The organism is Paraburkholderia dioscoreae (genome assembly GCF_902459535.1).
In the GTDB taxonomy this organism is placed as follows: Bacteria; Pseudomonadota; Gammaproteobacteria; order Burkholderiales; family Burkholderiaceae; genus Paraburkholderia; species Paraburkholderia dioscoreae.
Map to the genome: position 1 here is coordinate 2,098,208 of NZ_LR699553.1, position 16,850 is coordinate 2,115,057.

A 16,850-nucleotide genomic window follows, 5' to 3' on the forward strand; every position below is an offset into this window, starting at 1 on the left:
GCTGGATGAAGGGTGTCGCGGCCGGCGCGCGCCTGGTTGGACGCGGGCGCCGGCCGGCAACGCGCCGGACTCCGCGCTGCGTTACTTGGGCTCGAATTGTAACGCAGCCGAATTGATACAGTACCGCAGGCCGGTCGGCGCCGGCCCGTCTTCGAACACGTGGCCCAGATGCGCGCCGCAGTTCTTGCATTGCACCTCGATACGCAACATGCCGTGCGAGCGGTCGGTCTTCTCGGCGATCACTTCGCCGTTGATCGGTTTGAAGTAGCTCGGCCAGCCGCAACCAGCGTCGAACTTGGTGTCCGATTCGAACAGCGGCGTGCCGCAACAGACGCAGTCATAGATGCCGCGGTCCCAGTGGTCGTGATAGCGGCCCGTGAACGGCCGCTCGGTGGCCGCGTGGCGCGTCACCTGATATTCGACATCGGAAAGCTGCTTGCGCCACTCGGCGTCGTCTTTCTGCACGGCGGGGGCGTCGGTGTTGAGGTCGTCGGGCTTGTTCATGGTCGGGTTCCTGTCTCGGGCTGGCTCGGGGTTGTTCTGGGGGCGGCTGGATAGGTCAGGCGGATTCGGCTCCGGATTGGCTCATTAAGCCTGCTACACACAATCAGACGCAATCAGCGGTGTTTCAGCGCGTTACGACGAGCAGCTCACTTCCAGCGAGCTCGCCCAGTCCGGCGGCAGCCCGGCATACGCTTCGTGCTCGGGCTGTTCGTCGAATGGGCGGCGCAGCACGGCCGCCAGTCGCTCCACTTCGGAAAAATCCTTCTCTTTCGCGCGGCGGATCGCCGTTTCCGCCAGATGATTGCGAAGTACGAATTTGGGGTTCACACGGTTCATTGCAATGGCACGCGCGGCGTCCTCGCGTGTTTCCTCCGACAGCCGCGCGCGGTAGTCGTTCACCCACGCATCGAACGCGGCGCGGTCGAGGAACAGATCGCGCACCGCGGCGTCGCCGCTCGCGTCGTGCTTCGACACGCGCGCCAGATTGCGGAAGGTCAGCGTGAAATCCGCGCGATTGGCGTGCATCACTTCGAACAGGCGATTGGCGAGCGCGTCGTCGCCGGCGCGTTCGGTTTCGAGGCCGAGCTTCGCGCGCATGCGCCGCTCCAGCGCCGGCGCGAAACGGTCCTTGAAGCCGCCGAGCACACGCTGCGCGTCTTCGATCGCCTTGTCGCCGCGCACGCTTTCTTCGTGCTTTTCGCCGAGCAGCGGCAACAGGCCTTGCGCGAGGCAGAAGAGGTTCCAGTAGGCGATCTGCGGCTGCATTCTGTATGCGTAACGGCCTTGCGAATCGGAGTGATTGCAGATGTAGCCGGCGTCGAAGCCGTCCATGAAACCGAATGGACCGTAGTCGATCGTCAGACCAAGGATCGACATGTTGTCCGTGTTCATCACGCCGTGGCAGAAACCCACCGCCTGCCACTCGACCATCAGGTCGGCGGTCGACAGCACCGCTTCGTTCAGCAGCGCGAGATACGGATCGTCAGCTTCGCGGCAATGCGGATAGAAGCGCTCGATCACGTGATCGGCGAGCGCGCGCAGCGCGTCGGTGCGATCGTTCGAATAGAAATGCTCGAAGTGGCCGAAGCGCACGAAGCTCGGCGCTACGCGCGTGACCACGGCGGCCGTTTCGACTGTTTCGCGCCGCACCGGCTGATCGGAACCGACTACACACAGCGCGCGCGTGGTCGGAATGCCGAGGTGATGCATGGCCTCCGAACAGAGATACTCGCGGATCGAAGAGCGCAACACCGCGCGGCCGTCGCCCATGCGCGAATAGGGCGTGCGCCCCGCGCCTTTGAGCTGCAGCTCGAAACGCCGGCCGCCGTGTTCGACTTCGCCGAGGCCGAGCGCGCGGCCGTCGCCGAGCTGGCCGGCCCACACGCCGAACTGGTGGCCCGAATACACCGACGCATAGGGCAGCGCCTCGGCCGGCCACTCGCGCGTGGCATTGCCCGAGAACAGTTCGGCAAACGCCGGATCGTTCTCGATGCCGGGCTCCAAACCGAGCAGCGCGGCGGTTTCCGCGGAAAATCCGACCACATATGGCGCGCTGAGCGGCGCCGCCGGCAGGCGCGTGAGAAACACGCTGCCAAGGCTCGCAAACGCGCTTTCCGGCGCAGTGGTGAGCGCATCGGAAAGGGCCGACAAAGGCCCGGATAACCCTGCAATGCTTGGGGAAAACGACATGTTGAGCGCCTCTGGATTAACCGATATTGTAAGTCCGCGCCCGCGGAGCTGCTGGCCGGCCCACTGTCGTTGCCGAATCGGGCCTCGCGTAGCTGTTTGCCGGATTTCCGCATTTCGCTGACGGCGCGTTGAGACTGAGGCGCGCCCCCGAGCTGCAAACCGATTGAAACAATCAAGCCGAGGAGACCACTCTTGATGACGACGCCGCTCGCTGGCCAGATGATGGACGTGCCGCTCACCGTGCCTTCGCTGCTCGCGCATGCCGCGCGGCATTTCGGCAGCACTGAAATCGTGTCGCGCCGCATTGAAGGCGACCTGCATCGTTATACCTATCGCGATTGCGAAAAACGCGCGAAGCAGCTCGCGCAGGCTTTGATCGCGCTCGGCGTCGAACCCGGCGAACGGGTCGCGACGCTCGCATGGAACGGCTACCGGCATCTGGAAGCGTATTACGGCACGACCGGCTTCGGCGCTGTCTGCCACACGATCAATCCGCGTCTCTTTCCCGATCAGATCGCCTACATCATCAATCACGCGGACGACGCTTACGTGCTGTTCGACACCACGTTCGCGCCGCTCGTCGACGTCCTCGCGCCGCAATGCCCGAAAGTGCGCGGCTGGATCGCGCTCGCCGACGAAGCGCATCTGCCTGTCATGCAGACACCCGTGCTCAGCTACGAGACGCTCGTCACCGCGCAGGACGGCAATTACGAATGGCCGCCCATCGACGAGCGCCAGGCTTCATACCTTTGCTATACGTCCGGCACCACCGGTAATCCGAAGGGCGCGCTGTATTCGCATCGCTCGACGGTGCTGCATGCGTTCGGCGCCGCGTTGCCCGACGCCATGAGCCTTTCCGCGCGCGACTGCGTGCTGCCCGTCGTGCCGATGTTTCATGTGAACGCATGGGGTATTCCGCACTCTGCGCCGCTGACCGGCGCGAAGCTGGTGTTCCCCGGCAAGGATCTCGACGGCAAGTCGCTGTACGAACTGATGGAAAGCGAACGCGTCACATATTCGGCCGGCGTGCCGACCGTGTGGCTCGGCCTGCTCAACTATCTGCGCGAGGCGAAGGGGCGGTTTTCGTCGCTCAATCGCACGGTGATCGGCGGCTCGGCGTGTCCGCCGGCCATGCTGCGCACGTTCGAGGACGACTACGGCGTGCAGGTGATCCATGCATGGGGCATGACCGAGATGTCGCCGCTCGGCACGCTGTCCAAACTGACGTGGGAGCAAAGCCAGCGTCCGCTGGAAGAGCAGCGCAAATTGCTGGAGAAGCAGGGGCACGTGCTCTATGGCGTCGATATGAAAATCGTCGGCGAAGACGGGCGCGAGCTGCCGTGGGACGGCGTGGCGTTCGGCGATCTGCACGTGCGCGGGCCGTGGGTGATCGACCGGTATTTCCGCAAGGACGACTCGCCGCTCGTGGACGGCTGGTTTCCCACCGGCGACGTCGCCACCATCGACCGCGACAGCTTTCTGCATATCACGGACCGCTCGAAAGACGTGATCAAGTCCGGCGGCGAATGGATCAGTTCGATCGACATCGAAAACGTGGCGATCGCGCATCCGGCCGTGGCCGAGGCGGCGTGCATTGCGTGTGCGCATCCGAAATGGACCGAGCGGCCGCTGCTGGTGGTCGTCAAGCGCCCCGGCTTCGACGTGACGCGCGATGAGCTGATCGCCTTCTACGAAGGCAAGGTCGCCAAATGGTGGATTCCCGACGACGTCGCCTTCGTCGACGAACTGCCGCACACGGCAACCGGCAAGCTGCAGAAACTCAAGTTGCGCGACATTTTCCGCGACCATGTTCTGCCGTCCGCGCTGGAGGAAGAAAAGGACTGCCCGCTGACACCGCTTGCCAGGGGAAACCCCGTCTCCCGATAAATTGAACGAGCGTGCTTTTCTGTGTATTCTGCCTGCTGACCCCGGCGTCAAACGACAATTCGTCCGACAATGAGTCGGACCGATAGTCCGACCCAATGAACCGGAAGGGCGGCGCGCCAGCGCGTCGCCTTATTGCATGGATCGCATGGAGGCAGGCAGATGGCAGTGGACTACACAACCCATGACGGCGTGGCCGTCATCACGCTGAACAATCCTCCCGTCAACGGTCTCGGCCTGTCGACGCGAGCCGGCATCGTCGAGGGGATCGAGCGCGCGCAGAACGATCCGGCCATCAAGGCGATCGTGCTGACGGGCGCGGGCAAAGCTTTCTCGGGCGGCGCGGACATCACCGAGTTCAATACGCCGAAAGCGACTCAGGAGCCGACGCTCGCCACCGTCATCAGGACCGTGGAAGGCAGCGCGAAGCCGGTGGTCGCGGCGATTCACAGCGTCGCGATGGGCGGCGGTCTAGAACTCGCGCTCGGCGCGCATTACCGCGTGGCCGCACCCGGCGCGCAGATCGCGCTGCCGGAAGTGAAGCTCGGCATTCTGCCGGGCGCGGGCGGCACGCAGCGTCTGCCGCGCGCCATCGGTCTCGAAGCCGCGCTCAACATGATCGTCTCCGGCACGCCCGTGATGTCGGAGAAACTCGCTGACTCCGGCTTGTTCGATGAACTCGCGCAAGGCGATCTGGCCGAAGCAGCGCTGGCATTTGCCCGCAAGGTCGGTGCAAAAGAAGGCCCGCATCCGAAGGTGCGCGACCGCAAGATCGAGCATCCGAACGCCGCCGGCTTCATCCAGTTCGCGCGCAATAGCGTGGCAGCGGTCGCGAAGCATTTGCCTGCCCCGCACAAATGTATCGACGCCGTGGAAGCGGGCGTGCAGAACGGCTTCGACAAGGGCCTCGCGTTCGAACGCGAATGCTTTGTCGCGCTCGTGCAGACGCCGGAAAGCCGCGCGCTGCGTCACGCATTCTTCGGTGAACGCGCGGCGAGCAAGATTCCCGATGTGCCTTCCGACACGCCGGTGCGCGACATCGACCAGGTGGCCGTGATCGGCGCGGGCACGATGGGCGGCGGCATCGCGATGAACTTCATCAACGCGGGCATTCCGGTCACGCTGCTGGAAACGAAACAGGAAGCGCTGGATCGCGGCCTCGCGACCATTCGCAAGAACTACGAAGCGAGCGTCAGGAAGGGCAAGCTCAAGCCCGAAGCGCTCGAACAGCGCATGGCGCTGATCACGCCCACGCTTTCCTACGACGACCTGAAAAACGCCGACCTGATCGTCGAAGCGGTGTTCGAAGAACTCGGCGTGAAAGAGCAGGTGTTCAGGCGTCTGGACGAAGTGGCAAAGCCAGGCGCGATCCTCGCCTCGAACACCTCCACGCTCGACGTCGACAAGATCGCCGCTTTCACGAAGCGTCCGCAGGACGTGGTCGGCATGCACTTCTTCAGCCCGGCCAACGTGATGAAGCTGCTCGAAGTCGTGCGCGGCAAGGAGACGGCCAAAGACGTGCTCGCCACGGTCATGAAGCTTGCCAAAAAGATCCGCAAAACCGCCGTGGTCTCGGGCGTGTGCGACGGTTTCATCGGCAACCGGATGATCGAGCAGTACATCCGTCAGGCGCTCTTCATGCTCGAAGAAGGCGTGCTGCCCGCGCAGGTGGATCGCGCGATCGAAAAGTTCGGCTTCGCGATGGGGCCGTTCCGCATGAGCGATCTGGCTGGCAACGACATCGGCTGGGCGATCCGCAAGCGCCGCTATCAGGAACATCCCGACATGCACTACTCGAAGATCGCCGACCGTCTCTGCGAGACAGGGCGTTTCGGCCAGAAGACGGGCGGCGGCTGGTACGACTACAAGGCGGGCGATCGCACCGCGTATCCGTCGAAGGTGGTCGATGACATGATCGTCGCGTTTTCGAAGGAAGCCAACGCCGAGCGCCGCAAGATCAGCGACGAGGAAATCGTCGAGCGCCTCGTGTTCGCGCTCGTGAACGAAGGCGCGAAAATTCTCGAAGAGGGTATTGCGTCGAAGGCGTCGGACATCGACATGGTCTATCTGACCGGCTACGGCTTTCCGCTCTATCGCGGCGGCCCGATGCTGTATGCGGACACGGTCGGCCTCTACAACGTCGAGCGCGCGATTCGCCGCTATGCCGCGCAGCCGAACGGCGATGCCTGGCAACTGGCGCCGGGCATCGCGGCACTGGCGCGCGAGGGACGCGGGTTCAACGGCTGAGTTGCCGTTCGAGTGAAAGATTGGGGTGGTGCCATGCGGTGATCGATTCGCCAGCGCGCCACCCTCGACACAACTTGTATGGGATCAGAGCGCGCTGCGTGGGACCGGAGTCGGTGTCGAAGCATTGACTCCGGTCGACACGCCAACGCTGATCGACACAGGAGACACGCATGACTGACGCCGTAATCGTATCGACCGCCCGCACAGGCCTTGCCAAATCATGGCGCGGCGGTTTCAACATGACGCACGGCGCGACGCTCGGCGGCCATGTGACGCAGGCTGCCGTCGAGCGCGCTAAGCTCGACCCGGCGCGCGTCGAGGACGTGATCATGGGCTGCGCCAATCCGGAAGGCGCGACGGGCATGAACATCGCGCGGCAGATCGCGCTGCGCGCCGGTTTGCCGGTCAGCGTGCCGGGCATGACAGTGAACCGTTTCTGTTCCTCGGGATTGCAAACTATCGCGCTGGCCGCGCAACGCGTGATTGCGGGCGAAGGCGACGTGTATGTGGCAGGCGGCGTGGAGTCGATCTCGTGCGTGCAGAACGAGATGAACCACCACATGCTGACCGAAGGCTGGCTCAGCAAAAACAAGCCGGAAATCTACTGGTCGATGCTGCAGACCGCCGAGAACGTCGCGAAACGTTATTCGATCTCGAAGGAACGTCAGGACGAATACGGCGTGCGTTCGCAACAGCGCGCCGCCGCCGCGCTCGAAGCCGGCAGGTTCAAGGACGAGATCGTGCCGTTGACTGTGCTCGCGGGCGTTGCCGATAAAGCGAGCGGACGTCTCTTCACGAAAGAAGTGACCGTGAGCGGCGACGAGGGCATTCGCGCCGACACGACGCTCGAAGGTGTCTCGAAGATTCGTACCGCATTGCCTGGCGGTGTGATCACGGCCGGCAACGCGAGCCAGTTCTCGGACGGCGCGTCGGCGTGCGTGGTGATGAACGCGAAGGTGGCGGAGCGCGAAGGCCTGCAGCCGCTCGGCATTTTCCGTGGTTTCGCGGTGGCAGGTTGCGAGCCGGACGAGATGGGTATCGGTCCGGTGTTCGCGGTGCCGAAGCTGCTCAGGCAGGCAGGTCTGAAAGTCGAGGATATCGACCTGTGGGAGCTGAACGAAGCGTTCGCGGTGCAGGTGCTGTATTGCGCCGACAAGCTCGGCATTGCGCAGGATCGTCTGAACGTGAACGGCGGCGCGATCGCGGTCGGCCATCCGTATGGCGTGTCGGGTGCGCGGCTGACCGGGCATGCGCTGATCGAAGGCAAGCGGCGCGGCGCGAAGCTGGTTGTCGTGACGATGTGTATCGGCGGCGGGCAGGGCGCGGCAGGGTTGTTCGAGGTGGTGTGAGCCATGTCGAACGCTGGATGAACGGCGGGTGCCGTGTGCTTCGGCGCGATAGCGACGAACCCTCGCCACCCGCTTTTTTATTTGCGCGCGATGCTCGCCTCGATGAACGCCATCAGGGCAACGCCATGCCGGACGACGGCAGGCTCAACGTCCCCTGATCGACGAATCGCGTCGTGCCGGTGAGCCCGCCCGCCAGCTTGCCGCGCAGAATGTACGGAATCTGTCCCGACTGGGCGGCGCCCGCGAAGGCGAAAGCCTGGCGAACCGCGGCGAAAGCCGGCACGGTCAACGGTACATTGACGACCGTTTCGCCGAAGCGCGGCACGGTGCCGGCCTGATCGCTCACGCCGCTCGCGAAAGGCTTGCCGTTCAGTTCGAGATCGAGCGACACGCCGTTGAAGCTGACCGGGGATTCGTTGGGATTCTGCACGCGCAGTTTCACGTTGAAGCGCATTTCGAGACCCTGGCCCTCCATAGGTTCTATGCCGGCCACGTTCACGCGCAGCGGGTCGCCGCCGAACAGGCCGGCGCAACCGTTGAGCGTCAGCGTGACGATGGCGAGGATCGTGGCGAGGCGAACGGAACGGCCGGACAGCAGCGCGCGGAAAATGGACATGACCTGCACCTCGGAACAAGCGCGGAAGCAAGCACGGAACAAGCGGCTTGGGTCATGCATTGTACCGGGCCGTGTTGCGCGAGGAGCCGCTGGCATTCGCATGGCATTAGCAATCCGGTCATCTGCTGATTGCTCCCTGACTGCTTCTGGCAGATCGTTTCCCGAAGCGCCGTTCCGATCTGTACCGCGCCACGATTCGAAAATCATCACGGAGACCGATATGCCATTCATTTGCGAAAATGTCGAGTGCCGGGCTGTTCTTGCCCGCAAGCAGGTCAAACCGAATCGGGATAACAATGCATTTTTCTTCTATTGCCCCGACTGCAATATGCGCAACGAGCTGATCGACGTAGGTATGGCCGGCGGTCCTCTGGAACTGATTCAGCCCGTGCGGCAAGGGCTCCCGCACAAGGTGGTTGCAACAGCACGGCCTCTTGAAGACGGAAGATACGCCGCGCAGTTGAGCATCCAGAAGGCGCTTGGCATCAAGGGGCCTTTTGCGGCAGAGGAACGGTGGGACCAGCTCGGCGTTTTCCCTGACGCACAAGGCGCTCTCAGTCATGCGAAAACCACCGCGGCGGGTTGGCTGGGGGCTGACTTCAGCCATTGATACTTTAAACGGGGCGGCGTCGAACTCGTGCGCCAACCTCGATGGTTTATCTCAACGTCTGTAGACACCTTCCAATTTATCGTCGATGTAGTCCGTACCCGATTGGCGCCATTCGAGGAGCCCAGTCGGGTCACGGACCCCGGCCAGTCGTCGCGATACCTGTCATTTCGATCTCTCCGGCGTAATTCATAGCGAAGCGCGATGCTCGCGAGCGCGCCATTGCGGTATCGGCAAGGCCCATAACCGCCGGCCAGACCTCCTGATAAAGCTCCATCGAAGGTGTAAGTTTGATAGGCTTAGCGTCTGCCTTGGCCGAAGGCATCCTCGCGTCCTGCCTCAACCGCATGAACGTACCGATACGCACCGACCACGAAATCTGAAAACAGCCATGACCGATTCGCCTTCCTCCAACGCGAGCATCGCCTCCTTGCCCGAGAGCCCGTTCGTCGATCGGCTCGGCGCGCAGCTTTTGTCAGCTGCGGACGGCGCTAGCGAAGTCGCACTGCCGTTGCAGCCGGATCATATGAATACGTGGGACGTCGCTCACGGCGGCGTCACGATGACACTTGCCGATGTCGCGTTGGCAATGGCCGCGCGGAGTCTGGCCGGCGACGGTGTCGGCGTGGTCACGGTCGAAATGAAGGTCAACTTCATGCAGCCGGGCCGCGGCGAATTGCGCGCCACCGGCCGCGTGCTGCATCGCTCGACCACCATGGCGTATTGCGAAGGCGAGATCCGGGACAGCGAAGGTCACTTCGTCGCCAAGGCGCTCGGCACGTTCAAATACATGCGGCGCCTCGCCGTGGGCCGCGAGGTGACCCAACAGCGTTTGCGCAGCGACCCGTCGGCGAAACCCGGCCCAAGCGACGGCTGAGCGCTGCCGTGTGAACCCCGCGCGCGTACGGAAGGCGCGTGCCGGTTTCCGCCTTCGTGCGCACCGTTCGAATCATTCGCCGATCCAATCGGTAACCTATGGAGACGCTCGTCATGCCCCAGATCAACCGTCAACTCGTGCTGGCTTCGCGCCCGCAAGGCGCCGTGACGCCCGACAATTTCCGCCTCGTCGAAGCGCCGCTCGCGCCGCTGGCCGAAGGCGAATTGCGCGTGCGCAATCACTACCTGTCGCTCGACCCGTACATGCGCGGCCGCATGAACGACAGCAAGTCGTATGCGCCGCCGCAACCGCTGAACGAAGTGATGATCGGCGGCACGGTGGGTGAAGTGGTGGAATCAAAGAATCCGAAGTTCGCGGTCGGCGACAAAGTCGTCGCGATGTTCGGCTGGCAGGAATATGGCACCTCGGACGGAACCGGCCTGCAGAAAGTCGACGATACGCATGTGCCGCTTTCGGCCTATCTCGGCCCGGTCGGCATGCCGGGCGTCACCGCGTGGTACGGCCTGAACCGCATCATCGCGCCGAAAGCGGGCGAGACGGTGGTGGTCAGCGCGGCGAGCGGCGCGGTGGGCAGCGTGGTCGGCCAACTGGCGAAGCTGGCCGGCGCACGCGCGGTCGGCATTGCCGGCGGCGCAGACAAGTGCCGCTATGTCACCGAGACGCTCGGCTTCGACGCCTGCGTCGACTACAAGGCCGGCAATCTCTATCAGGATCTCAAGGCTGCGACGCCGAACGGCGTGGACGGCTGCTTCGAAAACGTCGGCGGCGAAGTGCTCGACGCGACGCTTGCGCGCATGAACGCGTTCGGCCGGATCGCGCTGTGCGGATTTATCGCGGGCTACGACGGCCAGCCGTTGCCGCTCAAGCATCCCTCGCTGATGCTCACACAGCGTCTGCTCGTGCAAGGCTTCATTGTCAGCGAACATATGGACGTATGGCCCGAAGCGCTCAAGCAACTCGGCACGTTGGTCGCGCAGAAGAAGCTGCATTATCGCGAGACCATCGCGCAAGGGCTCGATGCCGCGCCCGAGGCTTTCATGGGCCTGCTCAAAGGCAGGAACTTCGGCAAGCAGCTCGTCAAGCTGATCTGAGTGATCTGAGTGATCTGAGTGATCTGAGTGATCTGAGTGATCTGAGTGATCTGAGTGATCTGAGTGATCTGAGTGATCTGAGTGATCTGAGTGATCTGAGTGATCTGAGTGATCTGAGCGTGGCGGCAACTGAGCGAATCCCACGAGACAACCGGTCAACCCAAAGGAGTCACATGACGTTCGAGTTCTCAGGCAAGGTGGCGGTGATCACCGGCGCGGCGAGCGGCTTCGGCCGCGCGTTCGCGCAGAAGGGCGCGTCGCTCGGCATGAAGCTCGTGCTGGCCGACGTGAACCCCGGCGCGCTCGCGCAAACCGTCGAAGCATTGCGCACCGGTGGCGCCGAAGCGATCGGCGTGCCAACCGACGTCGCCAGCGCGGCGCAGGTCGAAGCGCTCGCGCAAGCGGCGCTCGCTGCCTACGGCAAGGTGCATCTGCTGTTCAACAACGCGGGCGTGGGCGCGGGCGGCTTCTTGTGGGAAAGCTCGGCGAACGACTGGTCGTGGGTGTTCGGCGTGAACGTGATGGGCGTCGCGCACGGCGTGCGGGTGTTCACGCCGATCATGCTGGCGCAGAACGAACCGGCGCATATCGTCAACACGGCGTCCGTCGCGGGTTTGCTGTCGCCGCCCGCAATGGGTATCTACAACGCGTCGAAGCATGCTGTGGTGTCGCTCACCGAAACGCTGTATCACGATCTGCAACTGGCGCAGGCCGCTCAGGTGGAAACGGCCGGCGCGCAGGTCGGCTGTTCGCTGCTGTGCCCGGCCTTTGTGCCGACCGGCATTGCCGATGCGGAACGCGCGCGGCCCGCGGACCTGCGCAACGACAGCCGGCCGACGCGCTCGCAGATCGCCGCCGGCAAGCAACTACAGCGCGCGGTGCAGTCAGGCAAGCTGAATGCAGACGATGTCGCCGGCATCACCTTCGAAGCGATTGCGGCGCGGCGTTTCTACGTCGTCACGCATCCGGGCATCATGGCGACGGTGAAACTGCGTCATGAAGACATCGAGCAATTGCGCAATCCCACCGATCCGATGTCGCTGAAGCCGGAAGTTAAAAGCGCGGGCTAGGTAAAGCGCTCATCGCATCGCTGGCGCTGCCGACATTGTGGCGCCGTTTTTTTAAACCTTCGGCGCTCACGCGCCACCAGACGCACCATGCCGCTGAATCCCAAGATCGAGCAGGTGCTCGACATGATCGAGCGGGCCAGGCGCCCGAAGCTCCATGAAATGACCGCGCAAGACGCGCGGGCCTCGTACGAAAAAAGTGCGCCGATCCTGGAGATTGCAAGCGCACCGATGTTCGCGATCGAAGATCTGCGGATCCCGACACGCGACGGCGCGACGATTCGTGCGCGTCTTTACCACCCGGTCGAGCCGAGTTGGGCCGAGCCCGCGCCGGCGCTGGTGTACTACCACGGCGGCGGCTTCACGGTGGGCAGCGTCGATACGCACGATGCGCTGTGCCGGATGTTCGCGCGCGATGCCAAGTGCACGGTGTTGTCGGTGGATTACCGGCTCGCACCGGAATACAAATTTCCCACTGCCGTCGAAGACGCTTTCGACGCCTTGGTCTGGCTGCACTCGCACGCCGCCGAATACGGCGTGGACGCAAGCCGGCTCGCAGTGGGCGGCGATAGCGCGGGCGGTACGTTGGCCACGGTCTGCGCGGTGCTCGCGCGCGACGCCGGCATCGAACTCGTGCTGCAATTGCTGATCTACCCGGGCACGACCGGCCATCAGCAAACCGATTCGCACTCGCGCTTCGCCAACGGGTTTCTATTGTCGGGCGACACGATTCAATGGTTCTTCGACCATTACGTGCGCGACAGAAGCGACCGCGACGACTGGCGTTTCGCGCCGCTCGACGGCCGGCACGGCGCGCCCGATTTCCACGGCGTTGCGCCCGCATGGATTGCCACAGCCGAATACGATCCCCTGAGCGACGAGGGCGACGCCTACGCGGAGAAATTGCACGCGCTGGGCAACCGGGTCACGCTCAAACGCTACCCGGGCATGATCCACGAGTTCTTCAAGATGGGCGGCTTCGTGCCGGAGGTCGGCGCGGCGCATGCGGACGCCGCGGCGGCTTTGCGCGCGGCGTTCGGGGTCGACGCGCACTAAGCTCGCCTCGCCAGGCGGCGGTCAATGGCCCGCGAGCCGCCGGGCAACCGTCACACCATCTCGCGTTCGATATTGAAAGCGAAGCTGCGCTCGAAATCGCCGGGCCGTGCAATCCGATGCGAGCCGTTGTCGTCGCTGCGCTCGGCAACGGCCACGTTGACCACCTCGCCATGCACGGCGACGCGCAACGCAGTGGTCCCGCGCGTGCCGTAGTCAGGCGTTTCGATGAACGCGGCCGACAGCGCCCGTTCGCGTTCGAGCGGAATGCCGGTGGACGGCAGTTCGTCGTCGCGCGCGAGACGCGGATCGCGCATCAGATCGATCAGGCGTTCGAGCGGCGGCATTGCGTTGCGCGCGAGCAGCGTGCCCAGTTCGGCGCGCTTTTTCACGAGCTTCGGCCACGCGGTATCGAGTACCGCGTTCGAGATGCCGTGCGTGCCCGCCGTAAGCAGCGCAGGCGCGCGGTCGGAGCGGTTGCAGTACCAGGCGAGTTCGCGGCGCGTCCAGTCGCCCACCAGCAGATTGAAGCCGTTGTAGATGTCGCCGGTTTGCGCGACATGCTGCAGATATGCGAGCGGCGTGGCGTGCGGGCTGCCGTTCGAATCGCGCGTGGCGCCGGTCAGCCAGTCGCTGACCAGCGTGCCGCGCGTCGGCGCGTCGGCGCGCATTTCGTGCGGCGCACGGTAATTGGTCAGCGCGGCGAAGCGGCCGTCGCGCGACAGGCCGAGCCACGTGCCGCCGCCTTGCAGATCGCGCCCGGCCAGCACCGTTGGCGCGTCATGCCACCAACTGATCGGTTCGGCCATGCGGCGAAAGAATTCGTCGCGATTCGCGGCGAGCGTGAAGAGCGGGCCGTCGACCGCGTCGGGTCGCCAGTCGAAGACGATCAGGCACATCGGGGGCGTCTCCCGGTGGAGGCGTTGCAGGTGAAAAGGCCAGTAAAAAGCGGCGCCTGATTGCGCCGCCTGGTACTCTGCGAGAAGTTCAGACTTCGGTGGGCAGCCCGTAGGGCAGTGCGAAAAACCGCAGCGCCGGGCCGTTTGCCGCACCCAGATGCACCGAGCCGTTTTCCAGCGCCGCGAGCTTGATCTCGACCAGCAGATCGACGCCGCCCTCCGGCGCCGATGCCGCGTTCACCACCATGCCGCATGGCTGGCCCGGGTCGTCCGAATGGAACAGTTCCGCGCCGGCGCGCACCGAATCGGGCTCGCCCGCCACGTTGGCGAGCGAGGTGCGCCGCTTGATCGTGCCGCGATACTGGCTGCGTGCCACCACTTCCTGGCCGGGATAGCAGCCTTTGCGGAAATTCACCGCGCCGAGCACGTCGAAATTGACCATTTGCGGCACGAACTGCTCGACCACCGGCTGGGTGATGCGCGGTTCGCCCGCGCGAATGTCGAGCCAGTCCCACACCGCCGGCGACACGCGTTTGAGCGTCTCATCCAGCAACGCAAGCTGCGGCTCGATCTGCGCCTTCGGGCCGACCCACAGATAACGCAGGCGCCCGAGCGCATCCGGCACGCGAATCAGCGAGCCCGCCGCGCCGTCCACCTTCACATGCACGCCGTCCGGCAGCGCGTCGAACACGCCCGAGAGCGCCTTGCGCACGTCGCCGGCGAGACCAATCACCGCCAGTTCGCCGCTTGCGTCCGTGAGTTTGGCCTTGGCGCGCAGCACGAACATGGACAGCCGCTTCTGCACGGCGGCCTGCACGTCTTTCGAAACCAGCAGGCGGATCGTGTCGCCGCTGCGCCAGGTCAGAAACGATGCCAGCAGGCGCCCCTTGGCCGAGCAATAGCCCGCCAGACGCGCGTTAGCCGCGTCGAGGTGCTGGGTGTCGTTGGTCAACTGGCCGTGCAGGAAGCTTGCAGCGTCGTCGCCGGTCGCGTCGATCACGCCGAACTGCGTGAGCGGCATGTACGCGCCATGCGCAACGACCGCGTCGAATTCATCGGCGCCGGGGCGCGGCAGAGTGGGCAGACCGGCGGGCGCGGCGGCAATTGCCGTGGGAGCCGTGCCTGACGGAGTGCCTGAAGCGGTAGCGAGCGGTATGTTCATGGATTCCGGGAACAGTCAATTCTGACTTTGGCGAAGGCAAACAAGTATTATATGCAGTCCAACCTTGCCACGTTTCGCATGTCCCTGTTCAAGAAATGTTTCATTGCCGGCTCACTCGTCGTTGTGCTGGCCGCAGCCGCAATTGCCGGCGGATACCACTGGGCCACCAGCCCGCTCGAACTGACCCCGGCGCAACTCGATGTCACCGTCAAGCCGCATAGCAGCTTGCGCAGCGTCACGCTGCAACTCAATCGCGGCGGCGTGCCTGTCGAGCCGGAGCTGTTTGTCCTGATGACGCGGCTGCTCGGACTGCAAAGCGAGCTGAAATCGGGCAACTACGAGTTCAAAACGGGCGTGACACCGTATGAGGTGCTGCAGAAAATCGCCCGCGGCGACGTCAACGAATACGTGGCGACCATTATCGAAGGCTGGACCTTCAAGCGCATGCGTGCCGAGCTCGACGCCAATCCGGCACTCAAACACGACACGGCCGGCATGAGCGACACCGATCTGATGAACGCGATCAACGCGCCGGAAGCGTCGATCGGCAACGGCGAAGGACTGTTTTTCCCGGACACGTACCTGTTCGACAAGAACACCAGTGATCTCGACGTGTACCGCCGCGCCTACCGCCTGATGCGCCTGCGTCTGGACGAGGCATGGATGGCGCGCGCGCCGAACCTGCCGTACAAAACACCGTATGACGCGTTGACGATGGCGTCGATCATCGAAAAGGAAACCGGCAAGACATCGGACCGGCCGCTGGTGGCGGCGGTGTTCGCGAACCGGCTGCGCGTGGGCATGCCGCTGCAAACCGATCCCACCGTGATCTACGGCATGGGCGACAGCTACGCCGGCCGTATCAGAAAGAAAGACCTGCAGACCGACACTCCCTACAATACCTACACCCGGATGGGGCTGCCGCCAACGCCCATCTCGCTGCCCAGTGTGGCGTCGCTACAGGCGGCGCTGAACCCGGCAGCCACCGCCGCGCTGTATTTCGTTTCGCGCGGCGACGGCAGCAGTATCTTTTCCGACACCCTCGGCGATCACAACAAGGCCGTGGACAAATACATTCGAGGGCAATGATGGCGCGGGGCAAATTCATCACGTTTGAGGGCATCGACGGGGCGGGCAAGACGACCCACCTCAGCTGGTTTCGGGAGCGCCTCGAACAGAAAGTCGCGAGCACCGGGCGCTCGGTCGTCATGACGCGCGAACCGGGCGGCACGCCGCTCGGCGAGCAGATCCGCGAAATCGTGCTGCATCAGAAAATGGACCTCGAAACCGAGGCGCTGCTGATGTTCGCGCTGCGCCGCCAGCATCTGGCCGAAGTGATCGAGCCGGCGCTCGCGCGCGGCGACTGGGTGCTGTCGGACCGTTTCACCGACGCGACCTTCGCCTATCAGGGCGGTGGCCGCGGACTGCCGCGAGACAAGCTGGAAACCCTGGAACGCTGGGTGCAGGGCGGCTTTCAACCAGACCTGACGGTGCTGTTCGACCTCGATCCCGAGATCGCCAGCGAGCGGCGCAGCGCGGCGCGCGATCCGGATCGTTTCGAGAGCGAATCGGAGGCGTTCTTCAGCCGTACCCGCGCCGAATATCTGCGCCGTGCCGAAGAAGCGCCGTACCGGTTCGCTATCATTGACTCCGCGCAGAGCATCACGCAGATTCAGAGGCGACTTGAAGAGTTGATCGCAATTCTTTGATTTTAAAATAATATAATTCTTATTTATAACGGCTTGACAAATTCGCGTGATGTCTCAGATAGCGCATTCAACCGA

Annotated in this window: 15 protein-coding genes; 10 read left to right on the forward strand and 5 right to left on the reverse strand. The window is 64.0% G+C overall.

Annotated features, from left to right (window positions below; all coding sequences use genetic code 11):
* Positions 1 to 81: 81 nt before the first annotated feature.
* Both msrB and PDMSB3_RS09430 read right to left on the reverse strand, forming a co-directional pair.
* Positions 82 to 504, reverse strand: a complete 423-nt coding sequence (gene msrB, locus PDMSB3_RS09425) for a peptide-methionine (R)-S-oxide reductase MsrB (protein WP_007181992.1) — start codon at positions 502 to 504, stop codon at positions 82 to 84.
* A 132-nt stretch (positions 505 to 636) separates the two neighbouring features.
* Entirely contained in the window at positions 637 to 2,193 is a 1,557-nt protein-coding gene (locus PDMSB3_RS09430; RefSeq protein WP_007181991.1) for a protein adenylyltransferase SelO, read from the reverse strand.
* Positions 2,194 to 2,388: 195 nt separating this feature from the next.
* On the opposite strand from PDMSB3_RS09430, the gene PDMSB3_RS09435 reads away from it, so the two are divergent.
* From PDMSB3_RS09435 to PDMSB3_RS09445, 3 genes are all read left to right on the forward strand, one after another.
* Entirely contained in the window at positions 2,389 to 4,080 is a 1,692-nt protein-coding gene (locus PDMSB3_RS09435) for a 3-(methylthio)propionyl-CoA ligase (protein WP_165185912.1), read from the forward strand.
* 159 nt (positions 4,081 to 4,239) lie between these two features.
* Positions 4,240 to 6,324 carry a 3-hydroxyacyl-CoA dehydrogenase NAD-binding domain-containing protein gene (locus PDMSB3_RS09440; protein ID WP_007181989.1) on the forward strand — a complete coding sequence of 695 codons (2,085 nt, stop codon included), beginning with the start codon at positions 4,240 to 4,242 and terminating at the stop codon, positions 6,322 to 6,324.
* A 170-nt stretch (positions 6,325 to 6,494) separates the two neighbouring features.
* On the forward strand, positions 6,495 to 7,673 hold the full coding sequence (locus tag PDMSB3_RS09445; RefSeq protein ID WP_007181988.1) for an acetyl-CoA C-acyltransferase: 1,179 nt from the start codon (positions 6,495 to 6,497) through the stop codon (positions 7,671 to 7,673).
* Positions 7,674 to 7,785: 112 nt separating this feature from the next.
* On the opposite strand, the gene PDMSB3_RS09450 is transcribed toward PDMSB3_RS09445, so the two are convergent.
* Positions 7,786 to 8,289: an LEA type 2 family protein gene (locus PDMSB3_RS09450; protein ID WP_007181987.1), complete on the reverse strand. Its 504-nt coding sequence runs from the start codon at positions 8,287 to 8,289 to the stop codon at positions 7,786 to 7,788.
* 220 nt (positions 8,290 to 8,509) lie between these two features.
* Between PDMSB3_RS09450 and PDMSB3_RS09455 the strand changes: the two genes are divergently transcribed.
* The 5 genes from PDMSB3_RS09455 (at position 8,510) to PDMSB3_RS09475 (ending at position 13,008) form a co-directional block, all read left to right on the forward strand.
* On the forward strand, positions 8,510 to 8,899 hold the full coding sequence (locus tag PDMSB3_RS09455) for a hypothetical protein (protein WP_007181986.1): 390 nt from the start codon (positions 8,510 to 8,512) through the stop codon (positions 8,897 to 8,899).
* 388 nt (positions 8,900 to 9,287) lie between these two features.
* Positions 9,288 to 9,773, forward strand: a complete 486-nt coding sequence (locus tag PDMSB3_RS09460) for a PaaI family thioesterase (RefSeq protein WP_007181985.1) — start codon at positions 9,288 to 9,290, stop codon at positions 9,771 to 9,773.
* A 113-nt stretch (positions 9,774 to 9,886) separates the two neighbouring features.
* Positions 9,887 to 10,885, forward strand: coding sequence for an NADP-dependent oxidoreductase (locus tag PDMSB3_RS09465; protein ID WP_007181984.1), 999 nt, complete (start codon positions 9,887 to 9,889; stop codon positions 10,883 to 10,885).
* Between the two features lie 173 nt (positions 10,886 to 11,058).
* Positions 11,059 to 11,955 (forward strand): SDR family oxidoreductase, encoded by an 897-nt coding sequence (locus PDMSB3_RS09470; protein ID WP_007181983.1) that lies wholly within the window; start codon positions 11,059 to 11,061, stop codon positions 11,953 to 11,955.
* 87 nt (positions 11,956 to 12,042) lie between these two features.
* A complete protein-coding gene (locus tag PDMSB3_RS09475; protein ID WP_007181982.1) occupies positions 12,043 to 13,008 on the forward strand; it encodes an alpha/beta hydrolase in 966 nt (321 codons plus the stop codon).
* A gap of 50 nt (positions 13,009 to 13,058) precedes the next feature.
* On the opposite strand, the gene PDMSB3_RS09480 is transcribed toward PDMSB3_RS09475, so the two are convergent.
* Positions 13,059 to 13,904 (reverse strand): NRDE family protein, encoded by an 846-nt coding sequence (locus tag PDMSB3_RS09480; RefSeq protein WP_007181981.1) that lies wholly within the window; start codon positions 13,902 to 13,904, stop codon positions 13,059 to 13,061.
* A gap of 88 nt (positions 13,905 to 13,992) precedes the next feature.
* Positions 13,993 to 15,066: a CAF17-like 4Fe-4S cluster assembly/insertion protein YgfZ gene (gene ygfZ, locus PDMSB3_RS09485; RefSeq protein ID WP_007181980.1), complete on the reverse strand. Its 1,074-nt coding sequence runs from the start codon at positions 15,064 to 15,066 to the stop codon at positions 13,993 to 13,995.
* Positions 15,067 to 15,144: 78 nt separating this feature from the next.
* Here ygfZ and mltG point away from each other — a divergent pair, with 78 nt between their 5' ends.
* Positions 15,145 to 16,155, forward strand: coding sequence for an endolytic transglycosylase MltG (gene mltG / locus PDMSB3_RS09490; RefSeq protein WP_035518626.1), 1,011 nt, complete (start codon positions 15,145 to 15,147; stop codon positions 16,153 to 16,155).
* The gene (gene tmk / locus PDMSB3_RS09495; RefSeq protein ID WP_007181978.1) at positions 16,155 to 16,775 is read left to right on the forward strand and encodes a dTMP kinase; all 621 of its coding nucleotides are present in this window, start codon (positions 16,155 to 16,157) and stop codon (positions 16,773 to 16,775) included. The genes mltG and tmk overlap by 1 nt, the downstream gene beginning before the upstream one ends.
* The last annotated feature ends 75 nt before the right edge of the window (positions 16,776 to 16,850 follow it).